We start from the raw sequence: 16,526 nt of genomic DNA, 5'->3' as shown, positions 1-16,526 counted from the left end.
AACAAAAATAGCCTTTATAGAGATGCCTGTGTCGCTTGTAACACTTTCAGCATATCGACAGTTTCAGGGACATCATGAACACGAATGATATGTGCCCCTTTCTGGGCCGCTATCATGGCACCAGCAAGGCTCCCCGCTAGACGCTCGGAGGTCGGTCTAGCGAGAAGGTTTCCTATCATGCTCTTACGGGATAAACCTATCAATATCGGCAGCTCAAACTGCTCAAAACGCTCTAACTTCGCGAGCAGTTCATAGTTATGTTCTAAGGTTTTACCAAAGCCAAAGCCCGGGTCGATTAACAATCGCTCCCGCGGGATCCCCGCATCGATGCAGGCTTGAATACGCTCGCGCAAAAACTCAGTAACATCGGCAACCACGTCTTGGTATTCGGGTGCCGTTTGCATACTTTGCGGCGCGCCCTGCATGTGCATCAAACAGATGGGCACATTTAGCTGCGCCGCAGTCTCTAATGCCCCTGGCTCTAACAAGGCTCTAACATCGTTGATTAAATGCGCACCAGCATTCACCGCTTGTCGCATCACTTCCGGTTTACTGGTATCGACTGAAATCCACACATCATGATGTTTAGCGACATATTCCACCAGAGGGATCACACGGGCGAGCTCATCCTCAACCGTCACATCGGCCGCACCCGGCCTTGTCGACTCGCCACCGATATCGATGATAAGCGCACCTTGGGCCACCATGTCATCGGCATGTTGGCAAGCTAATTCAAAGGAAGAGAACTTTCCACCGTCGGAAAAAGAATCGGGAGTAACATTCAAAATGCCCATCACGACGGGCGAAGCTAAGGATAAGCGTTTGTTTCCAGCAATTAATTCAAACACGCATTGACTCCATATGGGACAGCTTGCTAGCGCGTTTCATCCGTTTACTGCGCGGGTTCATTCATGTGACTGATTTATATTGAATGACAGCGCAGTCAATTTTCTAGCAAGATAAAACAAGAAAACCCCTTAACGGGGTTCTCTTTCAATTAACAACCGCTACTTAACGGGTGACTCATCGGCATCTTTCAGCTCTGCCTCAACGGGAGCGGCCTTTACCACTTCGTCGACTTTAACGGCAGGTTCACCTTTGCCATTGCCTTTGTCGTTTGAACCATTGTCATCCGCTTGCCAATCGGCAGGCTGACGCACTTCACGACGGTTCATCAAATCGTCAATTTGCAGTGAGTCAATGGTTTCATACTTCATCAGCGCGTCTTTCATCGAATGTAGAATATCGATGTTATCCAGCAGAATTTGCTTAGCGCGGCCATAGTTTTTATCGATAAAGGCTTTCACCTCGGCATCGATAACCGTCGCGGTTTCATCGGACATCGCCTTGGCTTTACCCATGCTACGACCTAAGAACACTTCACCTTCTTCCTCGGCATAGAGTAATGGACCGAGTTTGTCGGAGAAGCCCCACTGGGTCACCATGTTACGGGCAATCGATGTCGCGTATTTAATATCTTGCGAAGCACCTGTAGACACTTTTTCGCTGCCGTAGATCAGCTCTTCGGCTAAACGACCACCGTAGGCAACCGAAATCTGGCTTTCTAACTTACGACGGCTTTGGCTAATCGCATCGGCTTCAGGTAAGAAGAAGGTCACACCCAGCGCACGACCACGTGGAATAATGGTTACCTTGTGCACAGGGTCATGCTCTGGCACTAAACAGCCCACAATAGCGTGGCCCGCTTCGTGGTATGCCGTCATTTCTTTCTCGGCTTCTGACATCACCATAGAGCGGCGCTCAGCACCCATCATGATCTTGTCTTTAGCGCGCTCGAATTCTTCCATACCGACAACACGGCGGTTACCGCGCGCCGCAAATAGTGCAGCTTCGTTAACTAAGTTGGCTAAATCGGCACCGGAGAAACCTGGCGTACCGCGAGCAATTACGCTTGCTTTCACATCTTCAGAAAGCGGCACTTTACGCATATGCACTTTAAGGATTTGCTCACGACCGCGAACGTCCGGCAGACCTACAACCACTTGACGGTCGAAACGACCTGGACGCAGCAGCGCAGAGTCTAATACGTCTGGGCGGTTGGTTGCAGCAATCACGATAATCCCTTCGTTACCTTCGAAGCCGTCCATCTCAACCAGCATTTGGTTAAGGGTTTGCTCACGTTCATCGTGCCCACCACCTAAGCCAGCACCACGTTGGCGACCTACGGCATCGATTTCGTCGATGAAGATAATACAAGGGGCTGATTTCTTCGCTTGTTCGAACATGTCACGTACACGAGATGCACCGACACCGACGAACATTTCTACGAAGTCAGAACCCGAAATGGTAAAGAAAGGTACCTTTGACTCGCCCGCAATCGCTTTAGCCAGTAAGGTTTTACCTGTACCTGGTGGGCCAACCATGAGCACGCCCGTTGGAATACGGCCACCCAGTTTTTGGAATTTGGTTGGATCACGCAGATAATCGACCAGCTCTTTCACTTCTTCTTTGGCTTCATCACAGCCAGCAACGTCAGCAAAAGTGGTCTTGATTTGATCTTCGCTCATCAGCTTGGCTTTGCTCTTGCCAAAAGACATAGCGCCTTTGCCACCGCCGCCCTGCATCTGGCGCATAAAGAAAATCCATACCCCAATCAGCAGCAACATTGGGAACCAAGAAATAAAGATCTGGGTTAAGAAACCCGACTCTTCGGCTTCTTGGCCTTTCATGGTGATGCCTTTACGGTCAAGATCATTAATTAAATCTTGGTCATACAGTGGCATGATGGTCGTGAATTTTTCGCCCGTGCGCTTAGAACCTTCGATAGTACGTTGGTCACTTTTCACTTCAACACTGGCGACTTGTCCATCACGAACATTGTCTAGGAACGTAGAATAATCCATCTTCTGCGATGACGAAGAAGAGGGGGAGTAACCCTGAAACACTGACATCAGCACAACGGCGATGACAACCCAGAGTATTAGATTTTTTGCCATGTCACTCAAATTACTAGACCTCATAAAGTCTTGCGATGATTAACGCTAGGGTACTACAACTTGTACCCTGTCGCCACAAGATAGACTTCACGGGAGCGTGCCCGCGACGAGTCCGGTTTACGTGTTTTTACTACTTTGAATGCGTCTTTTACCGCCTTCATATATTCGTCAAACCCCTCCCCCTGAAAGACTTTGACCGCAAAACTGCCGTTAGGTGCCAATACTTGATGACACATATCTAACGCCAGTTCGACTAAATACATGGCGCGCGGTTGATCGACACCATCGGAACCACTCATGTTGGGCGCCATATCAGACAATACAACGTCAACCTTATCCGCACCGACGCGAGTTAGCAATGCTTCGAGTACTTTCTCTTCACGAAAGTCCCCTTGCAAGAAATCCACGCCGACGATGGGATCCATTGGCAAAATATCACAGGCGATCACTTTACCTTTATCTCCGGTCAGCTTGACGGCTATTTGAGACCAACCACCAGGAGCCGCACCTAAGTCCACCACAGTCATACCTGGGCGGATCAATTGGTCCTTCTCCTGGAGCTCCTCAAGCTTGAACGCAGCGCGAGAACGCAATCCCCGTTTCTGTGCTAGTTTGACATAATGATCATCAAAGTGTTCCTGCATCCAACGGGTGGAACTGGCCGTACGTTTTTTACCTGACATTTAAAATCCGCAACAATTGAGAGTTACACAAGGGCTATATAAGGGTAGAATAGCGGTTTTTCAACAGTAACTCAGCAAAAGTTGGTAGAAATGAACTTAACAACCAAACAAAAACAGCATTTAAAAGGTCTGGCGCACAATTTAAAGCCAGTGGTGCTGCTTGGTGCCAATGGATTGACTGAAGGTGTACTCGCTGAAATTGAAAGCGCACTCGCTTATCATGAACTGATTAAAGTGAAAGTAGCCTCTACCGATAGAGAGCTAAAAAATGCCATCGTTGATGCCATAGTACGTGAAACTCAATCTGCAAAAGTGCAACTTATTGGTCATATTCTGGTGATTTATCGTCAATCGCCTGAAATGAAAATTGCCCTGCCAAGAGCTAAGTAATTTTCCAACCTTAAACAAAACGGCCACTCAAGCGAGTGGCCGTTTTGTTTTTAGCTCTTATGGCGTATCTGTGATGACTTGCACTTTATAATGCTCTGGCGTTAATCCCAAAAATTCGGGCAATGAAGTCCCGACCGATATTGATGAGAAAGTGCCAGTTAAAATGCCGATAAACATGGCTATTGAGAATCCTTCCAACGGCCCGCCACCCATAATCCATAGCGCTCCCACCGTCATTAAGGTGGTTCCCGAAGTTACCATGGTACGGGAAAATGTCGCGACAATCGCTTGGTTGTTAATCTCTTGGATAGCAAGCTTTGGTTTGGCAATCAATAACTCCCGGATCCGGTCGGCAATAATGATCGAATCGTTGAGCGAATAGCCTAAAATCGCCAGCACGGCGGCGAGCACGGTTAAATTAAACTCCATTTGGGTTAATGAGAAAAAGGCGAGCACGAAAATCACGTCGTGCACCAGTGCAAATAACGCACCGGAGGCGAGACGCCATTCGAAGCGATAACTCAAATAGCCTAAGATACACAGCATGGCCACCAACAAAGCAAGACCGCCCTGCTCGGCTAACTCTTTACCCACTTGCGGGCCGACAATACTGGTGTTCAGTACTTGCACCTCACCCAGTGGCGCTAAGGTTTCTTGAATATCGACATTACTTTGCGCTGTGTCAGCATAGCGTAATACCCAACGTCCGGGCTCACTGGCCGAAATCACAGTCACCTCTTGCTGATAAGCCGCGTTCAATAGCGGTTGCAGCTCGCTGCTGGTGATCCGTCTGTCGAGCTGCACCTCAGTTACCACACCGCCTGTAAAGTCTAAACCCCAGTTAAAGCCTTTCATCCCGATGATGGTGAGAGAGGCCAACATTAAAAAGATAGAGATAGCGCTCGACACATAACGCCATTTGGTCAGATTGAGATTCTTCATAGTTATACCCTCACATGGCGGCGCGCATCACGCCCATACACTAGGTTGATTAAGGCTCTTGAGGCAAAAATACCGGTAAACATACTGGTCAGCAGACCTAAACCTAAGGTCAAGGCGAAGCCTTGGATGGGGCCATTACCGATGGAATAGAGCACAACCGCGGTGATCATAGTGGTGAAGTTAGCGTCGAAAATGGTTGAGAACGCGCTGTCAAAGCCAGTGTCAATCGCTAGGGCGAAGCTGCGCCCCTCTTTTAACTTGTCTTTAATCCGCTCGAAGATCAGCACGTTGGTATCGACCGCCATACCAACCGTCAACACCAGACCGGCAATGCCGGGTAAGGTCAGTACTGCGCCGGGGATCAGCGCCAGCAAACCAAAGAGGATCACCATGTTGGCAATCAAGGCCACGTTGGCCACCCAACCGAGACGGCGATACCAGAGCGCCATAAACAACAAGGTAATTCCCATACCAAGGCCGAGCGCTGCAAAGCCATTTTGAATGTTTTCGGCACCTAGGGTTGGGCCAATGGTGCGTTCTTCAACAATAGTCACAGGCGCCGTCATGGAGCCAGCGCGTAGCAACAAGGCTAATTGCTGCGCCTCTTGATAGGTGCCTGCGCCAGTGATCCTGAAACGATCTCCCAGCTGTGATTGAATGGTCGCGACACTAATGATCTCTTGGGTCTGCTTGGCTTTGCCCTGCTCATCCCGGCTGTATTCGCTGTAGGATGTTGCCATCGGCTTACCGATATTGGCGCGGGAAAACTCCGACATTTTTTGGCCGCCTATTCGGTCGAGGTGAATGTTCACTTCGGCCATGCCCATTTCGCCAATATTGGCGCGGGCATCGACAATATGATCGCCGCCCAATACCGGCGTGCGTGCAACATAAACAGGATTGCCAGATTTATCCTTCAGTACCTGCGCATTCACTGAACCCGATTCTTTAACTTCAAAAAAGGCCAAGCTTGCGGTCGCACCAATCACGTTTTTCGCAGCGGCGGGGTCTTGGACACCGGGCAGCTCGATGCGAATACGATGTTCGCCCTGACGCTGTACTAAGGCTTCTGTAATCCCTAACTCCTCAATCCGGCTACGCATAATTTGCAGGTTTTGCTGCACGGTTAAATTACGTAACTTGATTTGCTCTTCTTGAGCGAGCTTTACGACTAAGCCATTATCCGCATTGGTTAATTGCCAAGTCGGGTAGCTTTGTTGCATAAACTGGCGAATGGCTGAGCGCGCATTATTGGTGGATTCAGCCGCTTCATTAAATGCAATTGCAATTTGCAACCCTGCGTCATCGCGCGTGCTATCAATACGTACACTGGCGCCGCGAATTTGTTGTTCGCGCAAAAACTGTCTAAGGGACTCGACTAATGCATCGGCTTGGGCTTGATAGACGGGCTGCACATCCACATCCAGCAAAAATTGCACCCCACCGCGCAAATCGAGCCCGAGTTTAATCGGTTCAAAGCCCATATTTTGCAGCCAACTTGGCGCAGCACTCACCAGTGCCAGCGTGAGTTCTTTCGGCTCACTCACCATGGATGACACTAAGGTCTTCACTAAGGTTTGCTCGCTGTCATCATTGAGTACAATAAGGGTTTGCCAGTCTTCTGAGCTGTTGGCGTTGCCATGTTGGGCATGCTTAACTTCGATACGCTTAACATCAACGCCCTGCGCCTTTAATTTATCCCGCAGTTCGATGGGGGTTAAATTAAGCCCCGCTTTAGCGCCCACCTGCACGGCGGCATCTTCTCCATACCAAGTCGGTAAGGCGCTAAATAACATCACGATAATCGTGACGATAAGCACAACGTATTTCCAAGCTGAATAATGATTTAGCAGCTTTTTACTCTGAATTTTATCCATAGATATCACTCGCATGATATTGCCCGCTCCAATAGCCATCTGCAGCGCAAATAGTGCAGCTAAACATGAGCGAACAATCACTGTATTACGGTGAAACCTGTAAACACGGATCCCACAAGGAGAACGCTAAATGCGAGCAAACTCAGTGGTAATAACCGATTAAAATCCGTCTAAACCGAATGGATTTAAATCCCATGCGATTTAGTCGCACCTTCGGCGACCACACCGCAGGCTTTGATGCTAGGTTATCGGGTACAGGTTTCGGATGACAAAATGCAAGTTAATCAAAGACATCCCTAACGACCTCTGGTTCAGATGATGAACTCAAACGGTAATTATGGATAAGCATTGCTAACTTGCTACAGGGAGCGGTGAGTTAAGCGGCTTGCTGACTAAAGCGATATTGGAGGTTGGAGACTTTCCAGCCGGAGATCCGCGCTGGTGAAGATTCGGCTAAGAGGGTCCAATCCGGGCGAGCATCGAGGCGAATATTTTCCCCTAATGCGGGCGCAGGCTCTGGTTCGAACTCAAAAGCCAACAGGTAAACAGGCTTCACCTCACGCATATCATGCTGAACAAGATTGATAAAACGCTGGGAGTTAGCCGGAGCAAAATTAAAATCATCCGAGTGACTGACTAATTCTGACTCGGAGCAATCGGTGGCCTGTGCTTTATCTGAATCGGTGCAGACAGCTTGGCTATCGCTCGCCGTCGATTGTGCCGTTGAGTGATGTGATGCAGTGCTCTGTTGCGCAGTGAGTGACGGCGTATCCGCGGTAGACGCAGTTGTTACTACCGTTGTCGCTACCGTTTTAGGCGCCAGATGCAGTTGCTGGGCGGTTAAGCTGCGCGGCGCATAGCCACCCGTATGGGCGATCAAGATGATCGACACACAGAGTAACATTAATCCTTGGCGCCAGTGCTTAATCAAACTCAGTTCCTAAAAGGTACACGCAACTTTTACGTGATGAAATATTTGCAGAAGAAACAACACTTTTTTGGATAGCTTTCGTAAAGAACCTTGATGAATGCATAGAAAGCTCCAAGCATGCAGCTTAGGTAACCGCCGCCTCAGAGGCAAATTAAACTTTATCCATCTTGCTTATTTGTGCGCCAAGGACACTGATATTGCAGTGCCTGAGATATAAAAAAGGCATAAAAAAGCCGCGCTAGGCGGCTTCGTATCGGTAAATAAGCGAGTCTGGTGAGACCAAGACTTAGATGTATTGCACCGAAATAATTTCGTAATCGGTCAAGCCACCTGGGGTTGCGATCGACACTTCATCACCTTCATTCTTACCCACTAAACCACGGGCAATCGGAGAGTTGACTGAAATCAGGTTTTCTTTGATGTTAGCTTCATCATCGCCCACGATACGGTAAGTCACTTCCGCATCAGTATCCAGATTGAGGATAGTCACTGTGGTACCAAAAATGATACGACCATTGTTCGCCATCTTAGTCACGTCGATGATCTGCGCGTTAGAAAGTTTGCCTTCAATGTCACGGATACGCGCTTCACAGATCCCTTGCTCTTCACGGGCTGCATGATATTCCGCGTTTTCCTTCAGATCGCCTAACTCTCTCGCTGAGGCAATCGCTTCAGTGATTTTCGGGCGACGTTCAAACTTGAGCATATCTAACTCTTTACGCAGCTGTTCTGCACCAACAACTGTCATAGGAACCTTAGTCATAACTTCTTTCGTCTCCTTTAAAACAAAAGCAACCCGTGCCGACGCTAAAGGTCAACACAGTAAAATCAGGGTGGAATTGCGCTATTCTAATCGTTATGCGCTTGGGATGCATCAAGAACTATGCACCAGTGCAGCTTACTGAAGCTCACGCTCAGATGCTAGTGCCAAAGTATAATAGTGCGAACTTAAGTGGGGCAAAATGCCCACAAATGAATTTGTGGGCATGGGGAGCGTTAAAGCATGCGCTTATTCAAGCCCAGCTTCGAAGGTCAAAAAGATTTCGCTAACTGTTTTATCGGCAAGAGATTTATCAGGACTTGGACGTTCGATTGAAGCATGCAGCAGATAACGACCAGCAGCTGGCAGCGTCATCGCCACTTTACCTTCTTTATCCGAAGTTAAACTGATTTCTTCCGGCTTATTACGGTACAGGCTGCCATCCTTCATGATCGCCACACTCACGCCCTCGACAGGTTTACCATCGTAAACAAACTGCAGTGTTGCGGGTTCATTTTCAACGATATCAGCGGGATGGGTAATAGGCACCAATTCCAAGTATTCACCTTTCGGTGCTAATACCTTATCGGTGGGTTTGTTGCGGGTCACATAGGTTTCGACCCGCGCCACATTTAATGAACCTTTTAGCTCATAGGCATCCTTTGGCATCACGGCCGCTGTCGCTTTTTTATCGAGTCGACTGCGAACCATGCCTTCTTTACCTTTGATTTTATAAACAGAAAAGTATCTCGGCGTGACTTCCTTTTCAAACTTATAGGTACCGTCTTGCAGTAATTGCACGTCGAAAACCGATTTACGACCACCAGTGTAACTTGAACTTGGAGAGCTTGGCTTGCCATCGGGTAAGTACACTCGTACATCGCTGGCGGTGACCGGCTTATCAAACATAAAGACTTGGTTACTGGCAGACACATCCGAGGTGATCCACACCGCCTCTTGGCTTTCGGCCGAGACGTTATAGTGGCTAGGTAAAATCCAGCGGTCATGGCTGCTCGCCAATGGGCTGATGCAGAGCGCGCTAACTAAGGCAAGTAAACGTAGTTTCATCTTCATATCCTTTCAGTAAAGTGCAGGGCTTAGCGAGTCATACCGCTTAAGCGAATATCAATCACGCCAGTTTCAGTGGTCGCTGGTAGTTGGGCGGTAAAATCCCCCGCCGTTAAATCAATATTTTGTCTCACGAGGTCACGCCCGCCGTGCTCGCGCACCACTTCGATAAACACTGTGTAGGAGGCTGGAGTCAGCGGCTTACCCGCGTCATCCGTTAAGTCCCAATCAATTTTGTAATGACCTGCAGGCTTGGTCGCCGAGGCAATACCGTCGACAAAACTCATGTCTTCACGCCCCGCCTTTCGCCACCAACGGCGAATGTCCTTAAGCCATTTATGGCCCTCGTCCCATACCCATAGGCTTAAGGTTTTAACGGTTTGGCCCTTGGCATCCTCAACCCACACGGCCACATAGGGACGGTGATACTGGCCTTCGGTAATTTCAGGCAAGGTCAAATCAACGGTCATTTTTGGCGCGGCAAATACCGCTGAACTCACAAACAACGCACCGATGGCGCTGGTGCGAATAAGCTGACGCATCATTAATCGGTTCTCCCTATGGAACAAAGTAGACATACACAAGTGCACAGCCTGAGCTGACGAGCACCATATAAAACAAGGATTTTTTAAGTCGTTTCGTTTGAGGCAGCAGCAAATAAGCGCCGGTGAGCGAAAAGAGAATAATCAGCAAGGCGCAGAGATCTAACACCCAAGCCCAGACTATCCCAGTATTGCGCCCCTTGTGCAGATCGTTAAGCACTGCAACAACGCCATAATCTAAGGTCTCAACATAGGCTTTGCCGTCGAGCAGATCTAAGGTGACGGTGCGATACGTGCCTGGGCCTTTATTCACTAGGCTTATCTCATCCTCATCGATATCGGCAGTGCCAATATCCATATCCCACTGGCTTTTTAACCAATGCCCCGCCGCTAAACGCCACTCAGGCTCCTGCGGCGCTGCGGGTATCAAATAGTTAGGAATATCAAACTGTTCACGTCGCGGCTCTTGATCTGCTGATGAAAACCAATTGGGATGGTTTAAGGTGATCCCGGTTACGGCAAAAAACAGCATTAACAGCAGCAGTGCCATAGAGACATAAACATGAATAATCCGAGCGAAGGAAAGCGATGATTTACTAACTTTTAATTTCAATGACTGACTCTCAAGAAGGGATATTAGGCGAGCGCCTAAATCGCCACCAACCGTTAGCTAATAGCCTGTATTAACGAAAGTTAATGGGATAGAGAGTAAATGATATTTATTATCAACAAAACCCAGGTTTACATTCTTTACATCACAAGCACGGTATAACGGCAAAGTTGATGGGAAATATTGCAAACTCACAGAGCGAGAATTGAGGAGGAGAAAACAGAAATAATTGTAAAACCAATACAAATTCAATTAGATAAAACTTAACTTTTTACCCTCTAATCCCTGTAAAAATTTACTTATTCACCCCTCTCGTTTACAGAATCGCAATCGGCTACAATCCGCCGCCGGCGACTTGCTGGTACTTCCAAAGGAAATATCATCTTGAGTACAACTCTGCTCAAAAAAATGCGTTGCCTTAACATTATTTGGCTCGCATTAATGCTTAATGCCTGTGTTGCCCCACTGCTATTGATGTCACCCCAAGGCCAACTCATGTGGGCACTACTAAAACCCCTTGTCGGATTAAATCCCAATGACGTGGGGCTGTTCGAACAGCCGCTGATTAAAGATCGAATGAAGGCTCTGCTCGGAGACAACTACGAGACCACAGTATCGCTGCTTAAAACCGCCGATAAAATCCAGCAGGAAGGCCCACTGTTTTATATGGTATCGACCTATACACCAGTGCCAGAAATAGCCGAAAAAGCAGGCTTTGTGTGGAACTCAGAAACCAACCAAATGGCGGTGATGTTGCTTACGGGTGGCTCGCCAAAAATTATCTCTGAGCAATTTACCGATCAGGCTGAGAAACTGGTACCAAGCTGGCCTAAAGAACTGGCTGACTACACAGATCCGCAAAAACTACAGCAAAAGGCGATAGATGCAGGCACCGAAAAGCTGCAAGAACAAATCCCAGCGGCTGCGCCCCTAAAAGCGGTTGCCACAGGCGATGTAAAAGCGACACAGGAAGCGGTACTTGAAAAGGCAGTGAGCGAAGTCGCAGCTCCCGCAGCGGTTAAAGAAGTTAAACCTGTACAATAATAACTAATCTACGCTCTGCGAGCGTTTTAGTCGCATTTCACTTTTGTCGGTGTTAGTCAGCCACAGTGTTATTAAGCACTGTGGCTTTTTTATCTCGATGACACACCCATTCCAACCCCTAAATACATCTTAGTCATTCGCACATAGCCAAAATACAAGCACGAGGCTTGCTCGAGTAAAGCCATAACACGCGAGTAATAGAGCAGAAGATTGAAAGATAACGAAGTAATGAGGGAGTGACTCGAAAAGCACATCACAAAAGACAGAAAGCAAAAAGCCCGTCGTAGGACGGGCTTTTTAACTATGGCTGGGGTACTAGGATTCGAACCTAGGTATGCCGGGATCAAAACCCGGTGCCTTACCGCTTGGCGATACCCCAATTAACTTTTCATCAACCTAGAAGGTTTCACTTTGATGGTACGGGAAGAGAGACTTGAACTCTCACACCTCGCGGCACCAGAACCTAAATCTGGCGTGTCTACCAATTTCACCATTCCCGCATCAAAATGTACCAGATTGGCAAACAAAGGCGTCTCTGGATTTTTACCAGATAAATCAAATTGATTTAACGTGGATTTAAATATGGTAGCAATGGCGGGACTTGAACCTGCGACCCCAGCATTATGAGTGCTGTGCTCTAACCAGCTGAGCTACATTGCCATGGCTGGGGTACTAGGATTCGAACCTAGGTATGCCGGGATCAAAACCCGGTGCCTTACCGCTTGGCGATACCCCAAAAACTGAGAAACATGAAATGATGGCTGGGGTACTAGGATTCGAACCTAGGTATGCCGGGATCAAAACCCGGTGCCTTACCGCTTGGCGATACCCCATCACTAACTTGTTTCATACATCCGCTTACGCCGATGTTTAAAAATAATGGTACGGGAAGAGAGACTTGAACTCTCACACCTTTCGGCACCAGAACCTAAATCTGGCGTGTCTACCAATTTCACCATTCCCGCACTGCTTCAAGTTGACATCCTGAATTGATGCTAGCAAACGCTAGGATAACGAAATGGTAGCAATGGCGGGACTTGAACCTGCGACCCCAGCATTATGAGTGCTGTGCTCTAACCAGCTGAGCTACATTGCCACTTCGTTATTGCGCGCCCCTCGTAGCGAGGAACGGGGCGTATTATGCTTATTCGAGGTATCGAGGTCAACAGCTTTTTTTCGCTATTTTCCTTGAGACAAACCGTTCGGCTATTACTTCACCAAACTGAGCAACAGATGCGCTAAATCGCCCTCTGTTGCCCGTATTTTACCTTACTTTCTAAAGCTTAGCCCTTTATCAAACCCGTTATACGTTAAACAGGAAGTGCATTACATCGCCGTCTTGAACAATGTATGTCTTGCCTTCTACACGTAACTTACCCGCTTCTTTGGCGCCCGCTTCACCTTTATAGGTAATAAAGTCGTCAAATGCCATCACTTGAGCACGAATAAAGCCACGTTCGAAGTCGGTGTGAATTACGCCCGCCGCTTGAGGTGCAGTCGCGCCCACAGAAACGGTCCAAGCGCGCACTTCTTTTACACCCGCTGTAAAGTAAGTTTGCAGGCTCAGTAATTGGTAACCAGCGCGGATCACGCGGTCTAACCCAGGCTCTTCTAAACCGAGGTCCGCCATAAACTCATCACGCTCTTCGGCCTCCATTTCAGCCAGTTCTGACTCAATGGCGGCGCACACTGACACAACAATGGCGTTTTCTTTTTCAGCGATGGCACGCACTGCATCTAAATGTGGGTTATTTTCGAAACCATCTTCAGCCACGTTAGCAATGTACATGGTTGGCTTTAAGGTTAAGAAGTTTAAGTAAGCAACCGCTTCTAACTCTTCCTTAGACAGCTCCATAGAACGCAACATATGGCCTTCATCGAGGATTGGACGCATCTTCTCGAGAACATCCACTTCAAACTTAGCGTCTTTGTCGCCGCCCTTAGCACGTTTTTGTTGACGGATCACCGCACGCTCTAAGCTGTCTAAGTCGGCTAATGCCAATTCAGTGTTGATCACTTCGATATCGCGCGCAGGGTCAACACGGTTAGCCACGTGGACAATGTTGTCATCTTCAAAGCAACGTACAACGTGACCGATAGCATCGGTTTCGCGGATGTTAGCAAGGAACTTGTTACCTAGGCCTTCACCTTTCGACGCGCCCGCCACTAGACCAGCAATATCCACGAATTCCATCGTGGTTGGCAGTACACGCTGCGGATTGACAATCGCCGCCAGCGCGTCTAAGCGTGGATCCGGCACAGGTACAACGCCAGTGTTTGGCTCGATGGTACAAAACGGGAAGTTTGCCGCTTCGATGCCAGCCTTAGTTAACGCATTAAAAAGCGTTGATTTACCTACGTTAGGAAGACCAACAATGCCGCATTTAAAACCCATATTCTTACCTTTCTCTCGATGATAGGCTGGCGAGTCACACTCACCAGCAAGTTTATAGTCACCCTGCCCTTAGGCAGTACATTGATTAATTCGATTGTTCTGGTGTTCGCCGTCCTTTATGCAGGACGCGAGCACAGGGCTTACTCCGCTTTAAAGGAGTGTAAGCGAGTCATGGCTTTCACCATGTCCTCTTTAAATAGCACTTCAGTGGAACGTACGGCTTCATCTACGGCGGCGTTGATCAGCTCTTGTTCTTTAGCAGGCGCCTTACCCAGTACGTAACCACTTACTTTATTCTTATCGCCGGGATGGCCAATCCCAATCCGTAAACGGTAGAAGTTTTTATCATTGGCCAGTTTAGCAATAATGTCTTTTAAACCGTTATGGCCACCATGACCGCCACCGAGTTTAAATTTAGCCACACCGGGCGGCATATCCAACTCATCGTGGGCCACCAGAATTTCTTCAGGGGTAATACGGAAGAAATTCGCTAAGGCCCCCACAGCTTTGCCGCTTAAGTTCATATAAGTCGTTGGGATCAGCAAACGCACATCTTTGCCATGCAACACGGCTCTGGCGGTGAGGCCAAAATACTTGCTATCCGGCACTAAGCTGACGCCACAGATGCGGGCCAATTCTTCCACATACCAAGCACCCGCATTATGGCGAGTCTGCGCATATTCGGCGCCCGGATTGGCAAGACCTACGATTAATTTAATTTCGCTCATGACACTCACTAATGGCACTCAATACTGTGTTAATTGGTCGATGGCAAAGCGCACATGGACGACCATCTTGAGTTAATAATGCCGCTTATACTCGTTAAAAACGCGGCATTTTAGCACTCAATGCGTAAGTCAACAAATGCCGAGTGAGTCAGCACTAATGATGTGGCCTAATTGAGGCCCATCGCATACTTCAGCACGGTTCGCTTGATGGGTGAGTTAATATTGGCCAGTTTTAACGCGCCGTTACGCAGTAATTTAAGTGGCAAAATGTCATTACTAAAACCTGCGTAAAACACATCCATGGTCGTCATCATCAGTTGATTATCGCGATAACGTTTGGCTTGATAGGCATTTAATACCTCGGTGGACCACCAAGGTTTATCCTCGGTTAATGCATTCTTGATTACCGTTAGTAAGGCCTCGACATCTTTAAAGCCGAGGTTAACCCCTTGACCCGCCAACGGGTTAATGGTGTGCGCCGCATCCCCTAAAATCACCACATTCGGCTTAAAATAGGCATTCGCGTGGCGGCGCGTCAGAGCAAAACTGCCTTTGGCTTCTACTGTAAAGTCACTGTCTAAGCGAGCGGGGAAATGCTGGCGGATTTGGTCGGCAAGCTGCTTATGATTCAGCTGCATTAATTGTTTAATGCGATTGGCATCGTCATACCAGACTAACGACGCATGATTGCCGGGGAGAGGTAATAACGAGCGCGGACCGTTAGGGGTAAATTGTTGCCAAGTGACATCTTGCTGACCTTGGGCGGTTTGAATATTAATCAGCATCGCCGATTGGGCATAGTCCCACCCCGAAATGCCAATCCCTGCCCATTGGCGCACCTGCGAGTTGGCGCCATCGGCCCCGATAAGCAGCTTTGCCTCAAGCTGAATACCGGATTGTAAGTGCACGCTTACCCCGTCTGTGAGACGCGAAAAAGTCGCCACTCGTTCTGGGCAAAACAATTTAATCGCATCCCATTGCTGCATTTGCTCCCACAGGGCAAGTTGCACCAAACGGTTTTCAACAATATGCCCTAAATGGCTCGCGCCGATTTGTGAGCTATGGAATTGAGTAATGCAGCCATCAAGCTCCCAGGTTTCTAAGCCCAGATAAGGCACATTACGCATGTTAAGCAGGCTCTCGAGCGCGCCTAACTGCTCGAGTAACTGTTCAGAGGCCACGCTTATCGCCGACACGCGCACATCTAATGCCTGCTCGGGGGAATAAGCCTCGGGGGCAAATGATTCAATCACCGCCACCTGTAAGCCTTGCTTCGCCAGTCCGATAGCCGTTGCCGCGCCCACCATACCGCCACCGACAAGGATCACATCAAATCGCTGAGCATCTGTGGTTGTCTGGCTTGGTTGCTGTGTTTGGCTTATCGCTTGGCTCATCTTAGTTACCACTCTTTAGAATTCTTTCCATTTATCTGACGCACTATACTCTTATCGAAACTCGAACTTGAGGCACAAGCTTAAAGCGCATCACTCTGATCGCGGACATTGTATCAAAAGCATGTCAATTTCAGCTCAAAGGTGAGCAAATGTTGCTAGGGGCGCATTTGCTCACAGTTGCTTACAAAGGCAAGTTTTCAGCCTT

The 16,526-nt window shown here is 48.3% G+C and carries 15 protein-coding genes and 7 tRNA genes; 2 read left to right on the top strand and 20 right to left on the bottom strand.

All coding sequences use genetic code 11. From position 1 onward, the window contains the following. Window positions 1–14 precede the first annotated feature (14 nt). From folP to rlmE, 3 genes are all read right to left on the bottom strand, one after another. The gene (gene folP / locus N7386_RS05255; RefSeq protein ID WP_279767286.1) at window positions 15–848 is read right to left on the bottom strand and encodes a dihydropteroate synthase; all 834 of its coding nucleotides are present in this window, start codon (window positions 846–848) and stop codon (window positions 15–17) included. 159 nt (window positions 849–1,007) lie between these two features. After that, window positions 1,008–2,981, bottom strand: coding sequence for an ATP-dependent zinc metalloprotease FtsH (gene ftsH, locus N7386_RS05250; protein WP_167373646.1), 1,974 nt, complete (start codon window positions 2,979–2,981; stop codon window positions 1,008–1,010). Between the two features lie 29 nt (window positions 2,982–3,010). Beyond that, window positions 3,011–3,640, bottom strand: a complete 630-nt coding sequence (gene rlmE, locus N7386_RS05245) for a 23S rRNA (uridine(2552)-2'-O)-methyltransferase RlmE (protein ID WP_011621809.1) — start codon at window positions 3,638–3,640, stop codon at window positions 3,011–3,013. A 90-nt stretch (window positions 3,641–3,730) separates the two neighbouring features. On the opposite strand from rlmE, the gene yhbY reads away from it, so the two are divergent. Further along, a complete protein-coding gene (gene yhbY, locus N7386_RS05240) occupies window positions 3,731–4,030 on the top strand; it encodes a ribosome assembly RNA-binding protein YhbY (protein WP_011716136.1) in 300 nt (99 codons plus the stop codon). Between the two features lie 57 nt (window positions 4,031–4,087). Here the strand turns inward: yhbY and secF are convergent, their stop codons facing one another. The 7 genes from secF to N7386_RS05205 form a co-directional block, all read right to left on the bottom strand. After that, window positions 4,088–4,972, bottom strand: a complete 885-nt coding sequence (gene secF, locus N7386_RS05235; protein WP_126512608.1) for a protein translocase subunit SecF — start codon at window positions 4,970–4,972, stop codon at window positions 4,088–4,090. 2 nt (window positions 4,973–4,974) lie between these two features. Then, window positions 4,975–6,849: a protein translocase subunit SecD gene (gene secD, locus N7386_RS05230; RefSeq protein ID WP_279767280.1), complete on the bottom strand. Its 1,875-nt coding sequence runs from the start codon at window positions 6,847–6,849 to the stop codon at window positions 4,975–4,977. Window positions 6,850–7,225: 376 nt separating this feature from the next. Continuing rightward, window positions 7,226–7,753: a hypothetical protein gene (locus tag N7386_RS05225; protein ID WP_279770968.1), complete on the bottom strand. Its 528-nt coding sequence runs from the start codon at window positions 7,751–7,753 to the stop codon at window positions 7,226–7,228. A gap of 313 nt (window positions 7,754–8,066) precedes the next feature. After that, window positions 8,067–8,543, bottom strand: coding sequence for a transcription elongation factor GreA (greA, locus tag N7386_RS05220; RefSeq protein WP_011621805.1), 477 nt, complete (start codon window positions 8,541–8,543; stop codon window positions 8,067–8,069). Between the two features lie 246 nt (window positions 8,544–8,789). Then, entirely contained in the window at window positions 8,790–9,608 is an 819-nt protein-coding gene (locus N7386_RS05215; RefSeq protein ID WP_011716132.1) for a DUF4198 domain-containing protein, read from the bottom strand. 29 nt (window positions 9,609–9,637) lie between these two features. Further along, window positions 9,638–10,150: a DUF2271 domain-containing protein gene (locus tag N7386_RS05210; RefSeq protein ID WP_167373712.1), complete on the bottom strand. Its 513-nt coding sequence runs from the start codon at window positions 10,148–10,150 to the stop codon at window positions 9,638–9,640. Window positions 10,151–10,166: 16 nt separating this feature from the next. Beyond that, window positions 10,167–10,763, bottom strand: coding sequence for a PepSY-associated TM helix domain-containing protein (locus N7386_RS05205; protein WP_086903712.1), 597 nt, complete (start codon window positions 10,761–10,763; stop codon window positions 10,167–10,169). Between the two features lie 405 nt (window positions 10,764–11,168). Between N7386_RS05205 and N7386_RS05200 the strand changes: the two genes are divergently transcribed. Next, a complete protein-coding gene (locus N7386_RS05200) occupies window positions 11,169–11,804 on the top strand; it encodes a hypothetical protein (protein ID WP_279770965.1) in 636 nt (211 codons plus the stop codon). A 304-nt stretch (window positions 11,805–12,108) separates the two neighbouring features. Here the strand turns inward: N7386_RS05200 and N7386_RS05195 are convergent. The 10 genes from N7386_RS05195 to N7386_RS05150 form a co-directional block, all read right to left on the bottom strand. Then, window positions 12,109–12,183: transfer RNA gene (locus N7386_RS05195), tRNA-Gln, on the bottom strand. A 36-nt stretch (window positions 12,184–12,219) separates the two neighbouring features. Continuing rightward, window positions 12,220–12,304 (bottom strand) — tRNA-Leu (locus tag N7386_RS05190). Between the two features lie 83 nt (window positions 12,305–12,387). Continuing rightward, window positions 12,388–12,464, bottom strand: a tRNA-Met gene (locus N7386_RS05185). A gap of 1 nt (window position 12,465) precedes the next feature. After that, window positions 12,466–12,540, bottom strand: a tRNA-Gln gene (locus N7386_RS05180). 22 nt (window positions 12,541–12,562) lie between these two features. Beyond that, window positions 12,563–12,637 (bottom strand) — tRNA-Gln (locus N7386_RS05175). A 47-nt stretch (window positions 12,638–12,684) separates the two neighbouring features. Further along, a tRNA-Leu gene (locus tag N7386_RS05170) sits at window positions 12,685–12,769 on the bottom strand. 54 nt (window positions 12,770–12,823) lie between these two features. Then, window positions 12,824–12,900, bottom strand: a tRNA-Met gene (locus tag N7386_RS05165). Between the two features lie 207 nt (window positions 12,901–13,107). Next, on the bottom strand, window positions 13,108–14,199 hold the full coding sequence (ychF, locus tag N7386_RS05160) for a redox-regulated ATPase YchF (RefSeq protein ID WP_011621800.1): 1,092 nt from the start codon (window positions 14,197–14,199) through the stop codon (window positions 13,108–13,110). Window positions 14,200–14,339: 140 nt separating this feature from the next. Beyond that, the gene (gene pth, locus N7386_RS05155; protein WP_011621799.1) at window positions 14,340–14,927 is read right to left on the bottom strand and encodes an aminoacyl-tRNA hydrolase; all 588 of its coding nucleotides are present in this window, start codon (window positions 14,925–14,927) and stop codon (window positions 14,340–14,342) included. Between the two features lie 167 nt (window positions 14,928–15,094). After that, complete coding sequence (locus tag N7386_RS05150; RefSeq protein WP_164717924.1) at window positions 15,095–16,321, bottom strand: FAD-dependent monooxygenase; 1,227 nt, start codon at window positions 16,319–16,321, stop codon at window positions 15,095–15,097. Window positions 16,322–16,526: the final 205 nt, after the last annotated feature.

This window comes from Shewanella sp. GD04112, from assembly GCF_029835735.1.
Taxonomy (GTDB): domain Bacteria; phylum Pseudomonadota; class Gammaproteobacteria; order Enterobacterales; family Shewanellaceae; genus Shewanella.
This window is presented reverse-complemented; position numbering and strand designations above follow the sequence as displayed.